Source organism: Microbacterium ulmi (assembly GCF_011759705.1).
GTDB classification, from domain to species: domain Bacteria; phylum Actinomycetota; class Actinomycetes; order Actinomycetales; family Microbacteriaceae; genus Microbacterium; species Microbacterium ulmi.
Genome location: NZ_JAAOZF010000002.1, coordinates 203749 through 221407 on the forward strand (window position 1 = coordinate 203749; position 17659 = coordinate 221407).

At 71.7% G+C, this 17659-nt stretch carries 16 protein-coding genes and 1 tRNA gene; 13 read left to right on the forward strand and 4 right to left on the reverse strand.

Translation table 11 applies throughout. The features are described from left to right. Positions 1-2 precede the first annotated feature (2 nt). From FHS08_RS16975 to FHS08_RS13600, 4 genes are read left to right on the forward strand one after another with little or no spacing between them, the layout of a single operon-like run. Entirely contained in the window at positions 3-2504 is a 2502-nt protein-coding gene (locus FHS08_RS16975) for an acetyl/propionyl/methylcrotonyl-CoA carboxylase subunit alpha (RefSeq protein ID WP_341800421.1), read from the forward strand. 15 nt (positions 2505-2519) lie between these two features. Beyond that, positions 2520-3671 (forward strand): acyl-CoA dehydrogenase family protein, encoded by a 1152-nt coding sequence (locus tag FHS08_RS13590; RefSeq protein WP_167040279.1) that lies wholly within the window; start codon positions 2520-2522, stop codon positions 3669-3671. Positions 3672-3691: 20 nt separating this feature from the next. Continuing rightward, a complete protein-coding gene (locus tag FHS08_RS13595) occupies positions 3692-4198 on the forward strand; it encodes a MaoC family dehydratase (RefSeq protein ID WP_341800422.1) in 507 nt (168 codons plus the stop codon). Beyond that, positions 4195-5004: an aldolase/citrate lyase family protein gene (locus FHS08_RS13600; protein ID WP_167040283.1), complete on the forward strand. Its 810-nt coding sequence runs from the start codon at positions 4195-4197 to the stop codon at positions 5002-5004. Before FHS08_RS13595 ends, FHS08_RS13600 begins: the two co-directional genes overlap by 4 nt. Before the next feature lie 136 nt (positions 5005-5140). On the opposite strand, the gene FHS08_RS13605 is transcribed toward FHS08_RS13600, so the two are convergent. Both FHS08_RS13605 and FHS08_RS13610 read right to left on the reverse strand, forming a co-directional pair. Next, entirely contained in the window at positions 5141-5746 is a 606-nt protein-coding gene (locus tag FHS08_RS13605; RefSeq protein WP_167040285.1) for a histidine phosphatase family protein, read from the reverse strand. Positions 5747-5794: 48 nt separating this feature from the next. Next, positions 5795-6646, reverse strand: coding sequence for a Sir2 family NAD-dependent protein deacetylase (locus FHS08_RS13610; protein WP_167040287.1), 852 nt, complete (start codon positions 6644-6646; stop codon positions 5795-5797). A 160-nt stretch (positions 6647-6806) separates the two neighbouring features. Between FHS08_RS13610 and FHS08_RS13615 the strand changes: the two genes are divergently transcribed. Further along, positions 6807-7610, forward strand: coding sequence for a TrmH family RNA methyltransferase (locus FHS08_RS13615; protein WP_167040289.1), 804 nt, complete (start codon positions 6807-6809; stop codon positions 7608-7610). Positions 7611-7664: 54 nt separating this feature from the next. Here the strand turns inward: FHS08_RS13615 and FHS08_RS13620 are convergent, their stop codons facing one another. Next, complete coding sequence (locus FHS08_RS13620; RefSeq protein WP_167040291.1) at positions 7665-8558, reverse strand: SGNH/GDSL hydrolase family protein; 894 nt, start codon at positions 8556-8558, stop codon at positions 7665-7667. Between the two features lie 136 nt (positions 8559-8694). Between FHS08_RS13620 and FHS08_RS13625 the strand changes: the two genes are divergently transcribed. From FHS08_RS13625 to FHS08_RS13650, 6 genes are all read left to right on the forward strand, one after another. After that, a complete protein-coding gene (locus tag FHS08_RS13625) occupies positions 8695-10572 on the forward strand; it encodes a DEAD/DEAH box helicase (RefSeq protein ID WP_167040294.1) in 1878 nt (625 codons plus the stop codon). Between the two features lie 9 nt (positions 10573-10581). Continuing rightward, complete coding sequence (locus FHS08_RS13630) at positions 10582-11055, forward strand: SRPBCC family protein (protein ID WP_167040296.1); 474 nt, start codon at positions 10582-10584, stop codon at positions 11053-11055. Positions 11056-11256: 201 nt separating this feature from the next. Beyond that, on the forward strand, positions 11257-12348 hold the full coding sequence (locus FHS08_RS13635; protein WP_167040297.1) for a VIT1/CCC1 transporter family protein: 1092 nt from the start codon (positions 11257-11259) through the stop codon (positions 12346-12348). Between the two features lie 72 nt (positions 12349-12420). Beyond that, a tRNA-Leu gene (locus FHS08_RS13640) sits at positions 12421-12505 on the forward strand. A 114-nt stretch (positions 12506-12619) separates the two neighbouring features. Continuing rightward, positions 12620-13918, forward strand: coding sequence for a M20/M25/M40 family metallo-hydrolase (locus FHS08_RS13645; RefSeq protein ID WP_167040299.1), 1299 nt, complete (start codon positions 12620-12622; stop codon positions 13916-13918). Positions 13919-13930: 12 nt separating this feature from the next. Then, positions 13931-14758, forward strand: a complete 828-nt coding sequence (locus tag FHS08_RS13650; protein ID WP_167040301.1) for an undecaprenyl-diphosphate phosphatase — start codon at positions 13931-13933, stop codon at positions 14756-14758. A 145-nt stretch (positions 14759-14903) separates the two neighbouring features. Here FHS08_RS13650 and FHS08_RS13655 read toward each other — a convergent pair whose 3' ends face one another. Then, the gene (locus FHS08_RS13655) at positions 14904-15770 is read right to left on the reverse strand and encodes a PAC2 family protein (protein ID WP_167040303.1); all 867 of its coding nucleotides are present in this window, start codon (positions 15768-15770) and stop codon (positions 14904-14906) included. A gap of 136 nt (positions 15771-15906) precedes the next feature. Between FHS08_RS13655 and FHS08_RS13660 the strand changes: the two genes are divergently transcribed. Together FHS08_RS13660 and FHS08_RS13665 are read left to right on the forward strand one after the other, a co-directional pair. Continuing rightward, positions 15907-16614, forward strand: a complete 708-nt coding sequence (locus FHS08_RS13660) for an HAD family hydrolase (RefSeq protein WP_341800423.1) — start codon at positions 15907-15909, stop codon at positions 16612-16614. Beyond that, positions 16611-17651 carry a tRNA (adenine-N1)-methyltransferase gene (locus FHS08_RS13665; protein ID WP_167040304.1) on the forward strand — a complete coding sequence of 347 codons (1041 nt, stop codon included), beginning with the start codon at positions 16611-16613 and terminating at the stop codon, positions 17649-17651. The genes FHS08_RS13660 and FHS08_RS13665 overlap by 4 nt, the downstream gene beginning before the upstream one ends. Positions 17652-17659: the final 8 nt, after the last annotated feature.

Consider the following 17659-nt stretch of genomic DNA (forward strand, 5'->3'; position numbering starts at 1 on the left):
TCGTGAGCGAGAGCCTGTTCGACACCGTCCTCGTCGCGAACCGAGGCGAGATCGCGCGCCGCGTCATCCGCACGCTTCGTCGCCTCGGCATCCGCTCCGTCGCCGTGCACAGCGACGCGGACGCGGGGGCGCCGCATATGCGCGAGGCCGACGTCGCGGTGCGGATCGGGCCTGCTGCCGCCGTCGAGTCGTACTTGTCGATCGACGCCGTGTTGCGCGCGGCCCGAGAGACGGGAGCCCAGGCGATCCACCCCGGGTACGGGTTCCTGTCCGAGAACGCCGCGTTCGCGCGAGCGTGCCGCTACGCGGGCATCGTGTTCCTCGGACCGGGCGAGGGCGCGCTGGAGGTCATGGGCGACAAGATCCGTGCGAAGGAGCACGTCGCCGCCCACGGCGTGCCGACGGTGCCGGGGTTCTCCGCTGCGGGGATGACGGATGCCGAGGTCGCGGCCGCAGCCGAGGCCGCCGGCTACCCGCTTCTCGTGAAGCCGTCGGCGGGCGGAGGCGGCAAGGGCATGCAGATCGTCCGCTCGGACGCGGAGCTGCCTGCTGCGCTGGCGACAGCCCGTCGCGTCGCAACGGCCGCCTTCGGGGAGGACACGCTGCTGCTCGAGCGGCTCATCGAGCGGCCCCGCCACATCGAGGTGCAGGTCCTCGCGGACGCGCATGGGAATGTGATCCACCTCGGCGAGCGCGAGTGCACGCTGCAGCGTCGGCATCAGAAGGTCGTCGAGGAGGCGCCGTCGCCCATCGTGGATGACGTGACCCGCGCACGCCTCGGTGCCGCGGCGTGCGCGGCCGCGGCATCCGTCGACTATCTCGGCGTCGGGACGGTCGAGTTCCTCGTGGCGGCCGACCGGCCGCACGACTTCTTCTTCATCGAGATGAACACGCGGCTGCAGGTCGAGCATCCCGTCACGGAGCTCGTGACGGGGATCGACCTCGTCGAGCAGCAGCTTCGGGTGGGCGCCGGGCTGCCGATCTCCTTCGCGCAGGACGAGGTGCGCCTGGACGGGCACGCGATCGAGGCGCGCGTGTACGCGGAGAGCCCCGAGCGCGGGTTCCTGCCGTCGACGGGCGGGATCCTGCGATGGGATGCCGCACCCTGCGTCCGCACCGACTCCGCCGTCGAGACGGGGACGGCCGTGACGGCCGACTACGACCCCATGATCGCGAAGGTCATCGCACACGGCCGCGATCGTGCCGAGGCGCTCGCGCGCTTGGACGCGGCGCTCGCCGACACGATCGTGCTCGGCGTCGAGACCAACATCGCGTTCCTGCGCGGCCTGCTCGCCGACCCCGCCGTGCGTGCGGGCGAGCTCGACACGGGGCTCATCGACCGGATGCCGCCCTTCGAGGCGCCTGCGCCCACGGAAGGGGCGCTGCGGGCCGCGGCATCCGCACTGCCGTCACCTGGACGGGAGTGCTCGCGCAGACACACGGGCATGCGCGCCGAACACCCCGCGCTCGGCGGTCCACCTCAGCTGGGCCGCCGCGGATCCGCCGCGTCCGATCTGTGGAGGTCGGCGTCGGGCTGGCGTCTCGGGCCCGCCCAGCCCCCGCGCGTGCTCCTTCTCGACGACGCGGGCGAGACCCACTCGGTCGTCGTGCCCGGAGAAGGTGTCGCAGGTGGTCGCATCGGGGCCGGGGATGCGGCCGGGTCTGACACGTGGGGTTCGGGCGGCGGCGGGTGGGCTGGAGATGGTGTCGCAGGTGGTCGCATCGGGGCCGGGGATGCGGCCAGGTCTGACACGTCGGGTTCGAGCGGCGGCGGGTGGGCTGGAGATGGTGTCGCGAGCGGTGGTGTCAGACCCACGGATGCGACCAGGTCTGACACGTGGGGTTCGAGCGGCGCCGGGTGGGCTGGAGATGGTGTCGCAGGTGGTCGCATCGGGGCCGGGGATGCGGCCGGGTCTGACTCGTGGGGTTCGAGCGGCGCCGGGTGGGCTGGAGATGGTGTCGCGAGTGGTCGCATCGGGGCCGGGGATGCGGCCAGGTCTGACACGTCGGGTTCGGACGGCGGCGGGCGGGCTGGAGAAGGTGTCGCGAGTGGTCGTGTCAGACCCACGGATGCGACCACATCCGACACATGCGTCGCAGCGGCGGACGGGGTGGTATGGGTCCACGCGGACGGTGCGACCCACCGGCTCCGGCCGCTCACGAGGCGAGAGGCCATGCAGCGGCGGCTCGCCATGCGCGCCGGCGTCGAGGGAGCCGCCGATCCCGAGCTGCGGGCGCCCATGCCCGGCGCGATCGTGGCCGTGCACGTCGCCGACGGCGCGACCGTCGCGGCCGGCGACCGCATCGTCACGATCGAGGCGATGAAGATGGAGCACCCCGTGACGGCGCCGCACGCGGGCATCCTGCGGATAGACGTCGCGGTCGGCGATCAGGTGCGCCGTGACCAACTGCTCGCCCACGTGACAGCGGATGCGCCGGCGCACGCCGAGAACCCTGCCCGCGAGGCGGCCGCGGTCCGAGAGACACACCGACGAACCTCCTGACACCCGAGGAGCACGATGGATCATCACAACCTGACCGAGGACGAGCGCGAGCTCGCACGTCTCGTCCGAGAGTTCGCCGACGAGGTCGTCGCCCCCGCGTCGTACGAGGCCGATCGCACGAAGACGCTGCCGCTCGACGTCGTCGCGCAGATGGGGGAGCTCGGGCTGTTCGGCCTGCCGTTCCCCGAGGTCTACGGCGGCCAGGGCGGCGACTACTTCGCGCTGTGTCTCGCGATCGAGGCGCTCGCACGCGTCGACCAGTCGATCGCGATCACTCTCGAGGCGGGCGTCAGCCTCGGCGCGATGCCGGTGTTCCGGTTCGGCACGGAGGAGCAGAAACGCGAGCTGCTTCCCGCGCTTCTCTCGGGCGAAGCCCTCGCCGGCTTCGGCCTCACAGAGCCGGAGGCGGGGTCGGATGCCGGAGCCACCCGCACGAACGCCCGGCTCGAGGGCGGCGAATGGGTGATCAACGGGTCCAAGCAGTTCATCACCAACTCGGGCACGGCCATCACGCGCTTCGTGACGGTGACGGCCGTCACGGGCTCGCAGGACGGCCGCAAGGAGATCTCGACGATCGTGGTGCCCAACGGGACACCGGGGTTCACGGTGGAGGCGCCGTACGACAAGGTCGGCTGGCACGCTTCGGACACGCATCCTCTGACATTCGCCGACGCGCGCGTGCCCGAGGCGAACCTCCTCGGTGAACGAGGGCGCGGCTTCGCGAACTTCCTGCACATCCTCGACGAGGGCCGCATCGCGATCGCGGCGCTCTCGACGGGCGCCGCGGAGGGGTGTCTCGAGGCGGCCGTCGACTACGCGAAGAAGCGCATGGTCTTCGGCGAGGCTCTCTCGGCACGCCAGAGCATCCAGTTCGTCCTCGCCCGCATGCAGGCCCGCGTGCACACGGCGAGGCTCGCCTGGCACCACGCCGCACGTCTGCGGGACGCCGGGAGGCCGTTCAAGACCGAGGCCGCGATCGCGAAGCTCACGGCATCCGACGCCGCGATGGACAACGCGCGCGACGCGACGCAGATCTTCGGCGGCAACGGCTTCATGAACGAGTACCTCGTCGCGCGGCACTACCGCGACTCGAAGATCCTCGAGATCGGCGAGGGCACGAGCGAAGTCCAGCTCCTCGTGATCGCTCGAGCCCTCGGGGTCGCATGAACGGGGGTAGCGTGACGGTCGTGGGTGACCCGGTGCCGCAGCAGACAGAGCACGTCCAGCGCGGGCTGTACTTCGAGGAGTTCGAGGTCGGCGCGCGCTATGCGCATCGTCCGGGCCGCACGGCGACGGAAGCCGACAACGTCCTGTTCTCGTCCCTCACGATGAACGCGCAGGCGCTGCACTTGGATGCCGCGTACTCCGAGACGCAGCCGTTCGGGCAGCGGCTCATGAACTCGATGTGGACGCTCGCGACGATGGTCGGGGCATCCGTCGCCCAGCTCACGCAAGGCACGCTCGTCGCGCAGCTCGGGCTGTCCGACATCGCCTTCACGGCGCCGCTGTTCCACGGCGACACGCTCTACGTCGACACCGAGATCGTCTCGAAGAGGCTGTCCGAGTCGCGCCCGGGTCAGGGCCTGGTGACGATGACGCACACGGGTCGCAACCAGCATGGGGATGTCGTCGCGACGGCGACGCGCGTCACGCTCATGTGGTGCCGCCCGACCGAGGGGGAGGAGACCCCGTGACATTCGACGTCGGACCCGCGCTGCTGTTCTGCCCCGCCGACAGGCCGGAGCGGTTCCGCAAGGCGCTCGACCGGGCGGACGCCGTCATCCTCGATCTCGAGGACGCCGTGGCACCGGCGCACAAGACCGCGGCCCGGGGCGCGCTCATCGAGAGCGAACTGGATCCCGACCGGGTAATCGTGCGAGTCAACCCCCTCGGCACGGACGCGTTCGTCGCCGACCTCGCGACCCTGTCGCAGACCGACTATCGCACGATCATGGTCGCGAAGGCCGAGTCGGTGAAACGCCTCAGGAAGCTCGACGGGCGCTTCGAGCTCATCGCGCTGCTCGAGACGGCGAAGGGAGTGGCGCAGGCAGACCGCATCGCGGAGCTCGAGAACGTCGTCGCGCTCATGTGGGGTGCGGAAGACCTCGTCGCGTCTCTCGGAGGCACATCCAGCCGTACGCCCGACGGCGCCTACCGCGAGATCGCGCGATACGCCCGCTCGCGCGTGCTCCTGGCCGCGGGGGCACGCGGCAAGGCCGCGATAGACGCCGTGCATGTCGAGATCGCCGACGCCGAGGGCCTCCGGCGGGAGGCGACGGATGCCGCGGCCTCCGGCTTCGCGGCGACGGCGTGCATCCACCCCAGCCAGGTCGACGTGGTCCGCGCGGCCTACCGGCCCGGCGACGAGGAGGTCGCGTGGGCGCGCGATGTCCTCGCAGCGGCGGAGGGGGAGCGGGGCGTCTTCGCGCACGACGGCCGCATGGTCGACGAGCCCGTGCTCCGGCACGCACGCGGGCTCATCCACCGCGCCGACATCTGACCGGCGCTGCGTCCGTCGGCCCGGCCCGCCGTGGCGACCAACGGCCCGGAGTGGCGCCCGACCGCGGGCGGCGCGATGACCGCCTGCGCGGCGTGGCGCCAAACCGCCCGGCACCGCGTAGCGACCACGAGCGTCGCTACGCGAGGACGCCCTCGTAGGACAGCAGTCGAAGCCGCTCCCTCTCGATGAGCACGGTGTACGACGAGCCGTTCTCGAGCTTCGTTCCGGGTGCCGGCAGCTCGCCGCCCGTGGCGTGCCGGATCAGCTCGCGGATGAGGGCGCGGTGCGAGACCACGACGACGGATGCCGCAGCCGGCGCCGTCGTGCGACGGGCGTCGCGCACGACGAGGCGCAGTCCCGCGATCGTGCGAGCGCGCAGATCGGGCCAGGGCTCTGCGCCCGGCACCTCGGCCGCGTGCCAGTCTCCCCAGCGCTCGAAGAACTCGTTCGTGTCGAGGCCCTCTGCTTCGCCGTAGCCGCGCTCACGCAGCTCGGGATACGCATGGGGCGCCTCGACGCCGAGCTCCGCCGCGATGATCTCGGCCGTCTCGCGGGCGCGCGACAGATCGCTCGACACGACGATCCGAGGGGCCGTGGGATCGAGGGTCGCGAACAGACGCGCGGCGGCGGCACGCGCCTGCGCGCGGCCCGTGTCGTTGAGCGGGATGTCGGTCGAACCCTGGATGCGGCGAGCCTTGTTCCAGTCGGTCTCGCCATGGCGCACAAGGGTGAGGACGGTCACTCCTCGATGGTATCCGCGGCCGTGGGCCGGCCCGACCGCGACGCCGGATCAGCCGGCGGCCGGGAGGCGCTCGGCGAGCGCCCGCAGGACGTCGCTCGTGCCGGCGTCGATCTTGACGGTGGCGTGCGCGTCGGCACGGGTCTCACCGCGATTGACGATGACGACGGGCAGCCTGCGTCGGCGAGCCCGCTCCACGAGCCGGATGCCGGAGTTGACGACGAGGGACGAGCCCGCGACGACCAATGCGTCGCTCGAGCGCACGAGCTGCTCCGCCTCGCGGAACTTCTCCGCCGGGATGAACTCGCCGAAGAAGACGACGTCGGGCTTCAGCATCCCGCCGCAGACGCTGCACTCCGGAACGACGAATCCCTCCCAGCTCTCGGGGAGCACGTCGCCGTCGGGGCCGAGCCTGACGCCGTCGGGCACGACGATCCACGGATTGGCCGCTTCGACGCGGACGGCGAGGTCGCGGCGGTCGAAGATCTGCCCGCAGTGGGTGCAGAGGACGCGCCGCATCGTGCCGTGGAGCTCGACGACCCTGCGGCTGCCCGCACGCACGTGGAGTCCGTCGACATTCTGCGTCACGACCCCCGACGCGAGTCCGCGGCGCTCGAGATCGGCGATCGCGTCGTGGCCCGGATTCGGCGCAGCCGACGCGAAGGCGCGCCAGCCGAGGTGACTGCCGACCCAGTACCGCCGACGGGCGCCGTCGCTCGCGAGGAACTGCTGAGCCGTGATGGGGGTCCGTACGGGCGCGCCCTTGCCGCGGTAGTCGGGGATGCCGGAGTCCGTCGACACCCCCGCTCCGGTGAGGACGGCAAGACGGCGGCCGGAGAGCACCTCGACGGCACGGGAGACCGCCTCCGCGGTGGACGCGTCGATGTCGGTCGCGAACGTCATGCGGTCACCCCCTCGCGGCCGAGTCTAGGCCCGCGAGTTTTCGGGCAGGTTACGGCGAACCGGGTCTGCGCCCGCGCACGGACACCCGCGGGCGGACACGTCTCGATGCGACCCATGACCAGGCGGCGGGCGGGCGCACCCGCCGTGCGAGAGTGGACCGATGAGGATCGAACGGGTCGAGGCGGCCGGCGACGCTCGCCTGGCCGACTATCGGGATCTGACGGATGTCGCACTCCGACGCGTTCTGGAGCCCGAGGGAGGGCTGTACATCGCCGAGTCTGCGAAGGTCATCGCGCGGGCCCTCGGCGCGGGGCATCGGCCGCGCTCCGTTCTCGTGCAGGAGAAGTGGGTCGCCGAGGTGTCGACCCTCGTCGGCGATCTCGATGTGCCCGTGTACGTCGTCTCGGCCGACATCGCCCAGGCCCTCACAGGGTATGCCGTGCATCGCGGCGCGCTCGCCGCGATGCATCGGCCCGCGCCGGCCCCGGTCGCCGAGGTGGTGGCGGGCGCGCGGCTCGTCGTCGTGCTCGAGGACATCGTCGACCACACCAACGTGGGTGCGGCCTTCCGGGCCGTCGCGGGGCTCGGTGCCGACGCCGTGCTCGTGAGCCCGCGCTGCGCCGATCCGCTGTACCGCCGTTCTGTGCGCGTCTCGATGGGGACGGTCTTCCAGGTCCCCTGGACCCGCCTTCCCGAATGGGGGGAGGCGCGCGGCATCCTGCACGAGGCGGGCTTCCACCTCGCCGCGCTCGCGCTCGCCGCCGACGCCGTGCCGCTCGACGCGTTCGCGGCGCACCGGCCCGAGCGCATCGCGCTCCTGCTCGGGGCGGAAGGCGACGGACTGAGCCGTCGCGCGCTCGCCGCCGCCGACACGGTCGTGACGATACCGATGGCGGGGGGAGTCGACTCCCTCAACGTCGCCTCGGCGTCGGCTGTCGCGCTGTGGGCGCTGACGCGCGGATGACTCGCTCGGGCGTCTCGGGCGGCGCGCCGTTCCACCGATGTCGCGTCGGGCGCTTCAGGCCCGCTCGGCCGAGCCTTTCGAGGGGTCGGCGCCGGGCAGCAGCGTCTCGACGGGAAGACCGCTCGGGGTCGTCACAGCGACGACCGGTGCCGGGTTGGGCCGCTTCGCCGTGACGTTGTCGCCGGAGGACTGATGCCTGACGCGGCGCAGCACCCATGGGACGAGGTACTCCCGCGCCCACAGCAGGTCTTCCCCTCGCGCTTCGCGCCACGTGCGTGCCGGGATCGGGTCGGGCTGCATGGGCTGCAGGTCGTTCGGCACGTTGAGGGCGCGCAGCACCATGCGTGCCACCTCGTGGTGTCCGAGAGGGTTCAGGTGCAGGCGGTCGTCGTCGAAGAACCGCACGTCCTGGATCTCTTTGAGAGCCCACTGGTCGGCGACGATGCAGTCGTAGCGATCGGCGATGGCACGGATGTTCTCGTTGTAGATCGCGACGCGACCGCGGATGCCGCGGAAGACCGGGGTGAAGTTCGTGTCGATGCCCGTGAACACGACGATCGTGGCGGCGTCGCGCGACAGGCGGACGACCGCGTCCTCGAACAGCTGAGCCACGGCGTCGGGGTCTGCCCCCGGGCGGATGACGTCGTTGCCGCCTGCCGAGAACGTGATGAGGTCGGGTTTCAGTGCCAATGCGGGCTCGATCTGATCCGCGACGATCTGCCCGATGAGCTTGCCCCGCACCGCGAGGTTGGCGTACGCGAAGTCGTCGACCTGGGATGAGAGCACCTCTGCGACGCGGTCGGCCCAGCCGCGATGGCCGCCCTGCGACGACGGCTCGGGGTCGCCGATGCCCTCGGTGAAGGAGTCGCCGATCGCGACGTAGCGGCGCCAGGGGTGGGTTCCGGTGTTCGGGACATCGGGGCTTCGGTGATCCTCGTGGATCGGCATCGGCATCCTTCCTCGGTTCATGACCGTCACCCAGGCTAACGCGGTGCGAGGACATCCGGCGTCCGTCCGCACCGTCCCCGGTCTCGTCTATCGTGGTCACTCGTGCGTCTGGGCGCACGCACCGGAAGGGGGTCCGATGGACGACGACGCGTCGCTGCTGGAGACCCGCGAGGCCGCGTGGCGCGACACCGCTGCAGGATCCGAGCCGCAGCCGCACTTCGGGACGTTCGCCGCCGAGCACCTCTCGCCGTCCTTCCCGCAGCGTGCGCCGTGGGGCACGGCCCAGCGTCTGCGCGCATGGCAGGCCGAGGCGCTCGACCGGTACTTCGCCCTCGACGGCCCCGACGGCGTCGGGAAGGGGCCGCGCGACTTCCTCGCGGCGGCGACGCCGGGGGCCGGAAAGACGACGTTCGCGCTGAGGCTCGCGAGCGAGCTCCTGCGCCGGCGCGTCGTCGACCGCATCGTCGTCGTCGCCCCGACCGAACACCTGAAGACGCAGTGGGCGGATGCCGCGGCCCGCGTCTCGATCCGTCTCGATCCTGTCTTCTCGAACCGGCACGTCGCGCCGGCGAGGCACTATCACGGCGTCGCGGTGACGTACGCGCAGGTCGCGGTCAAGGCGTCCGTCCACGAGCGCCTCGTGCTGGAGGCCCGCACCCTCGTGATCCTCGACGAGGTCCACCACGGCGGCGACGCGCTCAGCTGGGGAGACGCGCTGCGCGAGGCGTACGGCCGCGCGGCACGCCGCCTGCTGCTCAGCGGCACCCCGTTCCGCAGTGACACGGCTCCGATCCCGTTCGTCGAATACCATCCCGACGAGCACGGCATCCGCATCTCCCGCACGGACTACGCGTACGGCTACGGGCGCGCCCTCGAGGACGGCGTCGTGCGTCCCGTCATGTTCCTGGTGTACGCGGGGCACATGAAGTGGCGCACGCGCGCCGGCGAGGAGATGGAGGCCCAGCTCGGGCAGGACAACACGAAGGACATCACCTCGCAGGCGTGGCGCACGGCGCTCGACCCCGAGGGCGCCTGGATCCCCGCGGTCCTGAGATCTGCCGATCGACGCCTCTCCGAAGTGCGCGACCAGGTTCCGGACGCCGGTGGCCTCGTGATCGCGACGGATCAGACGGCAGCGCGGGCGTACGCCGCGATCCTGCACGGAATCACGGGGGAGGCTCCCGCCGTCGTCCTGTCGGACGAGGCGGAGGCGTCCTCGCGCATCGAGGAGTTCTCCGCCGGCACGTCGCGGTGGATGGTCGCCGTGCGCATGGTGTCGGAGGGGGTGGACGTGCCGCGACTCGCCGTGGGCGTCTACGCGACGTCGGCATCGACGCCGCTCTTCTTCGCGCAGGCGATCGGGCGCTTCGTGCGCGCGCGCCGTCGCGGCGAGACGGCGAGCGTCTTCCTCCCGAACGTGCCGCAGCTGCTTGCGCTCGCGAACGACCTCGAGCGTCAGCGGGACCACGCGCTCGATCGGGACGGCGACGCCGAGGACGGTCTCGACGACGACCTCCTCGACCTCGCCGAGCGAGAGGACAAGGCATCCGACGCGCTCACGGAGGAGTTCGAGTACCGCGCACTCGGCTCCGTCGCGCACTTCGATCGCGTGCTCTACGACGGGCGCGAGTTCGGCCAGCTCGCCGTCCCGGGCACGCCCGAGGAGGAGGAGTTCCTGGGGCTGCCGGGTCTGCTCGAGCCCGAGCACGTCCATGAGCTGCTCATGCAGCGGCAGGCGCGCCAAGGGCGGCACAGGACCGCGCGGGAGGCGCGGGAGGCCGCCTCCGGCGGGCTCGCGCAGCCGGAGGTCCCGCAAGCGCTGCACCGCACGCTGAAGGAGCAGCGTCAGCTGCTCAACAGCCTCGTCGGCGTCTACGCGCGGCAGTCCGGCGGACCCCATGGCGCCGTGCATGCGGAGCTGCGCCGGCTGTGCGGCGGGCCTGCGGTCGCGCAGGCGACCGTGGCGCAGCTGCAGGCGCGCATCGACCTCCTGCGGGCCCGCGTACGCTCCTAGACTGCCCGCATGGGCGCCTCGTACTCGTTCGTGTCGCGCTGGGAGGTGCCTGCGACGCCGCAGCGGTGCTGGGCGCAGCTGCAGCGGATGCTGAGCCCGGGCGTCGAGTCGTGGTGGCCCGGCATGGCGATCGTGGAGGCGCCGACCGAGGTCGCCGCCGGCCGGTCGCTGACCCTCGCGGTACGCAGTCCCCTCGGCTACCGCCTGCGGACGCGGCTCACGATCACGGATGTCGATCCCGGGCGTTCCCTCTCGGCGGCGAGCGCGGGGGATCTTCGCGGGACCGGCAGCGTCGAGGTGCGGACGGCCGGGGAGGCGGCATCCGTCGTCGTCTTCCACTGGGACGTGACGACCGAGCGTGCATGGATGAACGCGACCGCCCGCGTTCTGCGCCCGGTGTTCGAGCGCGCGCACGCCGCCGTCATGCGAGCGGGCGAGCGGGGGCTCACGGCGCGTCTCGCGTCTGGCGACCGGTCCGGATAGCCTCGCGGCGCCGATCCGCGGGCGGTGCTGGACATCGGCGCCGCGGGACCGCCGTGTCGCGCTCGGCCGTCGCCGCCTGGGGTGACCACGCGGGCTTCGGAAGTCCGAAATGCTGTCAATTCGCGTCTCGACGCGAATCCGTGCGGAGGCGCTGACTAGCGTTGAGGGATCCCTTTTCCCGTCGCCGCTTCGGAGGCTTCATTGAGCGCGCCCGCAGAACCCACGACCCGAGATCGGCGACGGTGGGCTCAGTATCTCGTCAACGAACGCGCGGAGGCACGCGTCTATCGCGCACTCGCCTCTCGCCGCGAGGGCGAGGAGCGCGACATCCTGCTTGCGCTCGCCGATGCCGAGGGGCGCCACGAAGCGCACTGGCTGGGGCTGCTCGGCGGTGAGCCGAAGCGCCTTCCGTCCCCCGACGCGGGCACACGGGTGCTCGGCTGGATGGCCAGGCGCTTCGGGTCGATCTTCGTCCTCGCGCTCGCGCAGAACGCCGAGGGGCGTTCGCCGTACGACGACGAGCCCTTCGCGACTCCCACGATGGCCGCCGACGAGAAGATCCATCACGAGGTCGTGCGCGGGCTTGCGGCCCGAGGTCGCCGCCGTCTGTCGGGAACCTTCCGCGCCGCCGTGTTCGGAGCGAACGACGGACTCGTCTCGAACCTCGCGCTCGTCATGGGCATCGGAGCGACCGGCGTCGCGCCGCAGTTCGTGCTGTTCAGCGGTGTCGCGGGACTCCTCGCCGGGGCGCTCTCGATGGGTGCGGGGGAGTTCGTCTCTGTGCGGTCGCAGCGCGAACTCCTCGAGGCGACCGAGCCGAACAACTTCGCCGACGCGGCGCTGCCCGACCTCGACCTCGACGCGAACGAGCTCGCCCTCGTCTACCGCACGCGCGGCATCCCGTCCGACGAGGCACTGGAGCGTGCACGCCGGGTCGTGGCCGCCGCCCACGCGGCCGACAGGTCCGTGCCCTATGCGCGCCCGATCGAGGTGGCGGGGGATGAGCACGATGTCGTCGGGGCCGCGTGGGGTGCGGCGATCTCCAGCTTCCTGTTCTTCGCATCGGGGGCGATCATCCCGGTCCTGCCGTGGATCTTCGGGCTCTCGGGCCTCACCGCCGTCGTCGTCGCCCTCGTCCTCGTCGGGATCGCGCTCCTGTCGACGGGTGCGGCGGTGGGCCTCCTCTCCGGCGGCTCGCCGCTCAAGCGAGCCGTGCGACAGCTGCTCATCGGATTCGGTGCCGCGGCGATCACGTACCTGCTGGGCATCGCCTTCGGCGTCTCGCTCGGCTGACGCGCCTCGATTCGGGGATCGGTGCGGATCGTGCTAATGTCGTTCCTCGGTTGCGAAACCGAAAACCACCTCGCGCGGGTGGCGGAATAGGTAGACGCGCTAGCTTGAGGTGCTAGTGCCCGTATAGGGCGTGGGGGTTCAAGTCCCCCCTCGCGCACAAACGAAAGAGCCCCCGTCAGGGGGCTTTTTCGTTTGTGCTGGAGGTGTCATCGCGAGGGGCCCGCCCCCCTCGCGCGCGGCCCGGCTCCGCGGTCGCGATAGGTTAGTCCCCATGCCCACGCCCGACGAGCTGCCCGAAGTCGTCTCGGTCGCACGTGATCTGATCCGGTTCGACACGTCGAACTACGGCGGTGGGCGAGCCAACGGCGAGCGCGAGGCCGCCGAGTACGTCGCGGCCCACCTCGCAGGCCTCGGCCTCGCACCCGAGCTGTACGAGCCGATCCCTCGACGTACGAACGTCATGGCGCGCGTCCCGGGGCGCAACCCCTCCAAGCCCGCGCTCATCCTGCACGGGCATCTCGACGTCGTCCCCGCGGTGGCGGGCGACTGGAGTGTCGACCCGTTCGCGGGGGAGATCCGCGACGGGATGCTGTGGGGTCGCGGAGCGGTCGACATGAAGGACATGGATGCCATGATCCTGACGTCGGTCGCCGGCATCCTGCGTTCAGGGGATCAGCCCGAGCGCGACCTGATCCTGACGTTCTTCGCCGACGAGGAGAACGGCGGAGTCGAGGGCTCCGCACTGGTCGTGCGCGACAAGCCGGAGTGGTTCGCCGGCGCCACGGAGGCGATCAGCGAGGTCGGCGGCTACTCGATCGCGGTCGACGATCGGCGGGCGTATCTCCTGCAGGTGGGGGAGAAGGCGCTCATCTGGCTCAAGCTCGTGGCGCGGGGCCGCGCGGGCCACGGCAGCCGCTTCCACCCCGAGAACGCCGTCACGCGGCTCGCGGAGGCCGTCGCGGCGCTCGGGCGCGCCGAGTGGCCCATCCGCCTCACGGCCACGACGCATCAGCTCCTGACGGGCCTGGCGGAGCTCTCCGGCACGGATGCCTCCGACCCGGACGCCCTGGCGGACACGACGGGGGCGGCATCCGGGTTCATCCGCTCGACGCTGCGCACGACGACCAACCCCACGGGTCTGACGGCGGGGTACAAGCACAATGTGATCCCCGACCGCGCCGAGGCGCTCATCGACGTGCGCGTCCTTCCCGGCACGGAGGAGGCCGCCCTCGCCGACATCCGCCGCATCGTCGGCGACGACGTCGCCGTGGAGATCGTCGTGCAGGACATCGGGCTGGAGGTGCCGTTCGTCGGCGACCTCGTCGACGCCATGGTCGCATCGCTCGGGCGGCACGACCCGGGCGTCCCGGTCATCCCGTACCTCATGGGCGGGGGGACCGACAACAAGGCGCTGTCGCGGCTGGGAGTCGCGGGCTATGGCTTCGCTCCGCTGCGGCTGCCCGCCGACCTCGACTTCACGGGCATGTTCCACGGCGTCGACGAGCGCGTCCCGGTGGACGCGCTCGTCTTCGGCCAGGCCGTGCTGACCGACCTGCTGCGCACATACTGACGGAAGGCCCGCATGCACTTTCTCGAGGCGATCATCCTCGGCCTTGTCCAGGGCCTCACGGAGTTCCTTCCGATCTCATCGAGCGCACACCTGCGCATCCTCGGGACGTTCTTCCCCGGCGCCGAGGACCCGGGAGCCGCGTTCACCGCGATCACCCAGATCGGCACGGAGGCGGCCGTCGTCGTGTTCTTCTGGCGCGACATCGTGCGCATCGTCGGGCACTGGTTCAGGGCGCTGTTCGGTCGCATCCCGCGCAATGATCCGGATGCGCGGATGGGCTGGCTCATCATCATCGGCAGCATCCCTATCGTCGTGCTCGGGCTCCTGTTCCAAGACCAGATCGAGACGACGCTGAGGTCGCTGTGGATCGTCGCAGGGATGCTCATCTTCTTCGGCGTGCTGCTGGGCATCGCCGACCAGGTGGGCGCGAAGAAGCGTCGGCTGCAGGACATCACGGTGCCGCACGGCATCGTCTACGGCCTCGCGCAGTCCCTCGCCCTCATCCCCGGCGTCTCGCGCTCGGGCGGAACCATCACGGCGGGCCTGTTCATGGGCTACGAGCGGGCGGCGGCCGCCCGGTACGCGTTCCTGCTCGCGATACCCGCAGTGTTCGGCAGCGGCTTCTACCAGCTCTACAAGAGCTGGGACGAGCCGGGCGTGTACAGCCTCAGCGAGACCGCGGTCGCGACGGGCATCGCGTTCATCGTCGCGCTCGGCGTGATCGCGTTCTTCATGAGCTGGATCTCGAAGCACAGCTTCCTGCCGTTCGTGATCTACCGCGTGGCGCTCGGATCGACGCTGCTCGTGCTGCTCTCGGCCGGGGTCATCGACGCACGCTGAGCCCCGCGGCCCTGCGGCGCTGCGGCGCTGCGGCCCTGCGGCGCTGCGGCCCTGCGGCGCGCCACGAGCCGGCGGCGGGCACGCGCGGCCAATGACCCCTCTGCGGCGGCGCTCTGCCGCGGAGTCCTCGGCGTCGCGGGAGGACTCAGCGTCGCGGCGGCTCGTCGCGCCCCGGTTTGCCGGGGCCGTCGCCGCCGCGGCGCAGGTACCGCTCGAACTCCTGGGCGATCGCGTCGCCCGACGCCTCGGGCGAGTCCCAGGTGTCGCGTGTGCGCTCGAGCTGGCGGATGTACTCCGTCATCTCCTCGTCGTCCGCCGCGGCGGCGTCGATCGACGCCTCCCACGCGACCGCCTCGGTGGCGAGGTCGCCCCGTGGCACGCGCGCGCTCGTGATGTCTTCGAGCCGGTCGAGGAGCGCGAGCGTCGCCTTGGGCGACGGCGTGTGCCCTGCGACGTAGTGCGGGACGCTCGCCCACAGACTCGCCGACGGGATGCCCGCCCGGTCCGCGGCATCGCTGAGCACGCTCAGGATGCCGACCGGCCCCTCGTACGTGCTCCGCTCCAGGCCCAGGGATGAGCGGATCTGCTCGTTCTCGCTCCCGGCGAACACGGAGATGGGCCGGGTGTGGGGGACGTCCGACATCATCGAGCCGAGCGCGACGAGGCCCGTGATGTCTTCACGCAGAGCGACGTCGACGAACTCTCCCGCGAACGCCTGCCAGGCGCGGGCGGGCTCGACCCCGGTCAGAAGCCACAGCTGCGTCCCGCGGCCGGGCTTGACGGGTCGCAGGACCGTGGCCTCGGGCCAGCGCAGGAGTCGGCGGCCCTCGCCATCGGTCGCGATCTGCGGGCGCGTGTACTGGTAGTCGAAGTAGAGCTCGGGGTCGATCGAGAAGACCGGCTCGTAGTCCCCGCTCTCGCGCAGCTGGGCGATCGCGGCGGAGGCGGCCTCGCCCGCGTCGTTCCAGCCGTCGAACGCCGCGACGAGCACCCTGCGACCCAGTCCGTCCACGCGACCCCCTTCGACCGATTTCGGAGTGCATCCAGAATAGGCGTCGCGCTCCGACGCGGGGCCGCCGAACCGTCGGCGCGCCATCGCGGCCCGCAGCGCTCGGCTGCCTTCGAGGGGCGCTCGGTAGGATCGAACAGTGAATCCGAGCCCCCTCCGCGCCGTCCTGTGGGACATGGACGGCACCCTCGTCGACACCGAGCCGTTCTGGATGGCTGCGGAGACGCCGCTCGTCGAGAGCTTCGGAGGCACCTGGTCGCACGAGCAGGCGCTGCGTCTGGTCGGCCTCGGACTCGACGAGTCGGCGCGGATCCTCCAGGAGGCGGGCGTGCGCCTGAGCACGCAGGACATCATCGACCGCCTCACGGAGGAGGTCATGCGCACGATCGCGGCGGGCGGCGTGCCATGGCGTCCCGGCGCGCGCGACCTCCTCGCGAGCCTCAGGGCCGCGGGCATCAAGACGGCGCTCGTCACGATGTCGATGCGTCGCATGGCGACCACCGTCGTGGACCTCATCGACTTCGACGCGTTCGACCTCGTCATCGCGGGCGACGACGCGACGCGCCCCAAGCCGTTCCCCGACCCCTATCTCCAAGCCTGCGAGGCGCTCGGCGTCGCCGTCGACGAGGCGGTGGCGATCGAGGACTCGCCCAACGGGCTCCGCTCCGCCGTCGCCGCCGGCGCCGCTGTCATCGGCGTGCCGCTCATGGTGTCGCTCGCGGGTGCGGGAGCCCACGCGCTGTGGCCGACTCTCGAGGGTCGCACCGTCCACGACATCACGGCCTTCCACGCCGACCACCACGTCTCCCGCACGCAGCGCGAGGCCGCCCGAGGAGGCGCCCGATGACCCCCCAGCGACCCAGCGGTCCCTTCCGCCTCGGCGACCGCGTCCAGCTCACCGGCCCCAAGGGGCGCATGCACACCGTGACCCTGCGCGAAGACGGCGAGCTGCACACGCATCACGGCGTCCTCCGACACGCGGCGCTGATCGGCCAGCCCGACGGATCGGTCGTCGCGAACAGCGGCGGCCACGCGTACCTCGCCCTGCGCCCTCTGCTGCGCGACTTCGTCATGTCGATGCCGCGCGGCGCCGCGATCGTCTACCCCAAGGATGCCGCGCAGATCGTCGCGCAGGCGGACGTGTTCCCCGGCGCTGTCGTCGTCGAGGCCGGCGTAGGGTCTGGCGCGCTGTCGCTGTCGCTGCTGCGCGCCGTGGGCGAGTCGGGACGGCTCGTCTCGTTCGAGCGCCGCGGGGAGTTCGCCGAGGTGGCCGAGGCCAACGTCGAGACCTTCTTCGGCTCGCGACCCGCGCAGTGGGAGGTCGTCATCGGCGACCTCGTCGAGGAGCTGCCCCGGGCCGTAGCACCGGCATCCGTCGACCGCGTCGTCCTGGACATGCTCGCACCATGGGAGTGCATCGACGTCGTCGCCGACGCGCTGACGCCCGGCGGGGTCGTCCTGTGCTACATCGCGACCGCGACGCAGCTGAGCCGCGTCGCGGAGTACCTGCGCAACACGGGCTCGTTCACCGAGCCGGAGGCGAGCGAGACGATGGTGCGCGGCTGGCATGTGGAGGGGCTCGCCGTGCGTCCCGACCACCGCATGGTCGCGCACACGGGGTTCCTCGTGACGGCGCGCCGCCTCGCGCCGGGTGCCGTCCCGCCCGACGTCAAGCGTCGTGCGACGAAGGTGCCGACCTACGGCGACGAGGATGTCGAGGCCTGGACCCCCGGGGCCGTCGGCGATCGCCACATCACCGACAAGAACCTCCGCAAGCGCGTCCGCGAGGCGCAGAAGGCCGCCGACGGAGCGCGCATCGCGGCGTCGGGGCGCGGCGAAGACACCCTGTCGCCCGCGTCGGGCGAGGCCGAACCGGGCGCCTAGACTGATCC

What these genes read in the sequence shown, in the direction of transcription:
- FHS08_RS13620 (WP_167040291.1), bottom strand. Translation starts at nt 8,558, where the DNA reads ATGCCGATCCACGAGGATCACCGAAGCCCCGATGTCCCGAACACCGGA.
- FHS08_RS13625 (WP_167040294.1), top strand. Translation starts at nt 8,695, where the DNA reads ATGGACGACGACGCGTCGCTGCTGGAGACCCGCGAGGCCGCGTGGCGC.
- FHS08_RS13665 (WP_167040304.1), top strand. Translation starts at nt 16,611, where the DNA reads ATGACCCCCCAGCGACCCAGCGGTCCCTTCCGCCTCGGCGACCGCGTC.
- FHS08_RS13645 (WP_167040299.1), top strand. Translation starts at nt 12,620, where the DNA reads ATGCCCACGCCCGACGAGCTGCCCGAAGTCGTCTCGGTCGCACGTGAT.
- FHS08_RS13650 (WP_167040301.1), top strand. Translation starts at nt 13,931, where the DNA reads ATGCACTTTCTCGAGGCGATCATCCTCGGCCTTGTCCAGGGCCTCACG.
- FHS08_RS13610 (WP_167040287.1), bottom strand. Translation starts at nt 6,646, where the DNA reads ATGACGTTCGCGACCGACATCGACGCGTCCACCGCGGAGGCGGTCTCC.
- FHS08_RS13630 (WP_167040296.1), top strand. Translation starts at nt 10,582, where the DNA reads ATGGGCGCCTCGTACTCGTTCGTGTCGCGCTGGGAGGTGCCTGCGACG.
- FHS08_RS13615 (WP_167040289.1), top strand. Translation starts at nt 6,807, where the DNA reads ATGAGGATCGAACGGGTCGAGGCGGCCGGCGACGCTCGCCTGGCCGAC.
- FHS08_RS13590 (WP_167040279.1), top strand. Translation starts at nt 2,520, where the DNA reads ATGGATCATCACAACCTGACCGAGGACGAGCGCGAGCTCGCACGTCTC.